Here is a 1554-nt window from a genome sequence, read left to right on the forward strand (position 1 = left end):
GAATTCGCCAACAGATCAACCGCGCGCGGGGCGCGCACCATCATGACGAGGAAATGGGGCGCCCCGTTGCTGACTGACTGGTGACGGTCCATCTGCTCTGGCGGCGGCCGCATGGAGGCCGACGGACACTGGACGTCCCAACTCCGCCCAACAGATCGGTCCGCACTGTTTCCAGGCACCATCCTTTGTCGCCGCCATCCTTGGCGAGCACGATCAGCAGTATCTGACTTTGCCTGCATTGCAGCGGCCGCCGCCCCGATCCCTCATGACAGGTGTTGGCCATGGATGTTTTCCTCGAACGCTGCGCTGGCCTGGACGTCCACCAGGCCAGCATCGTCTGCTGCGTCCTGATCGGCGCTCCAGGGCGCAAGCCGCAGAAGCTGCTGCGCAGCTTCGGCACGACCACGCGCGATCTGGAGGCCTTGCGGGCGTGGCTGGCCGAGCACGGCGTCACCCACGTCGGCATGGAGAGCACCGGCGTTTACTGGAAGCCGGTGTATGCTGTGCTGGAAGGGCACGTTGATCTGACTGTCGGTAACGCCCACCACATCAAGAACGTGCCTGGCCGCAAGACGGACGTGAAAGATGCGGAATGGATTGCGCAGCTGGTCCGCCACGGCCTGGTCGCCAAGAGCTTCGTGCCGCCGCCCGCGATCCGCGACCTGCGCGAGATGGTGCGTCACCGCCGCACGCTGATCGAAACGCGGACAGCGGTGCGCAACCGAGTGCTGAAGCTGCTGGAGGGTGCCAACGTCAAACTATCCGGCGTGGCCAGCGACATATTCGGCGTCTCCGGCATGGCGATGCTGGAGGCGCTTGCCGCGGGCACCACCAACGCTTCCGAGATGGCCGGCTTGGCGCGTGGGCGGATGCGGAGCAAGCACGCGGCTCTGGAAGCTGCGCTGCAGGGGCGTATGGGCGAGCACCAGTGTTTTCTGCTCGGCATGCATCTGCGCAACCTGAAGGCGATCGGTCAGGACCTGGAAACCCTTGACGTCCGCATCGGGATCCAGCTCGAGCCGTATCAGGCGCAGCACCAGCTCCTGACACAGATCCCCGGCGTGGACTGGGTGACGGCGGCCTCGATCATCGCCGAGATCGGCACCGACATGGACGTGTTCGCCAGTGCGCGCCGCCTGGCAGCCTGGGCCGGGGTCGCGCCGGGCAATTACGAGAGCGCGGGCAAGCCGAAGGGCGCCGGAACGCGACGGGGCAACGTGTTCCTCAAATCGGCGCTGTTCGCCGCCGCCTCAGCCGCGGTGCGGACCAAGGGCAGCTATTACCGCGACAAGTACAACCGCCTGCGCGCGCGCCGTGGCCCGGTGCGGGCGGTCATGGCCATTGCGCACAAGCTGCTCGTCGCCGCGTTCCACATGCTGAGCACGGGCGAGGCGTTCCGCGACCTCGGCGAGGGCTACCTCGACCAGGTCGCCCGCAAGCGCTCCACCTCCAAGCTCGTCCAGCGCCTGACCAACCTCGGCTACGACGTCATGCTCGTCCCAAAAGCGGCGTAGACCGCCGGCCCGCCCGTCCAAGGTCTATTTCCTCAGCAGT

General features: G+C 66.5%; 1 protein-coding gene. It reads left to right on the top strand.

Going from position 1 to position 1554, the window contains the following annotated elements; all coding sequences use genetic code 11:
* Positions 1 to 281: 281 nt before the first annotated feature.
* Positions 282 to 1514, top strand: coding sequence for an IS110 family RNA-guided transposase (locus WDW90_RS36970; RefSeq protein WP_336492699.1), 1233 nt, complete (start codon positions 282 to 284; stop codon positions 1512 to 1514).
* Positions 1515 to 1554: the final 40 nt, after the last annotated feature.

The organism is Methylobacterium nigriterrae, assembly GCF_037106235.1.
GTDB lineage: Bacteria > Pseudomonadota > Alphaproteobacteria > Rhizobiales > Beijerinckiaceae > Methylobacterium > Methylobacterium nigriterrae.

Coding starts and splice junctions, on each gene's coding strand:
- WDW90_RS36970 (WP_336492699.1), top strand. CDS start 282: ATGGATGTTTTCCTCGAACGCTGCGCTGGCCTGGACGTCCACCAGGCC.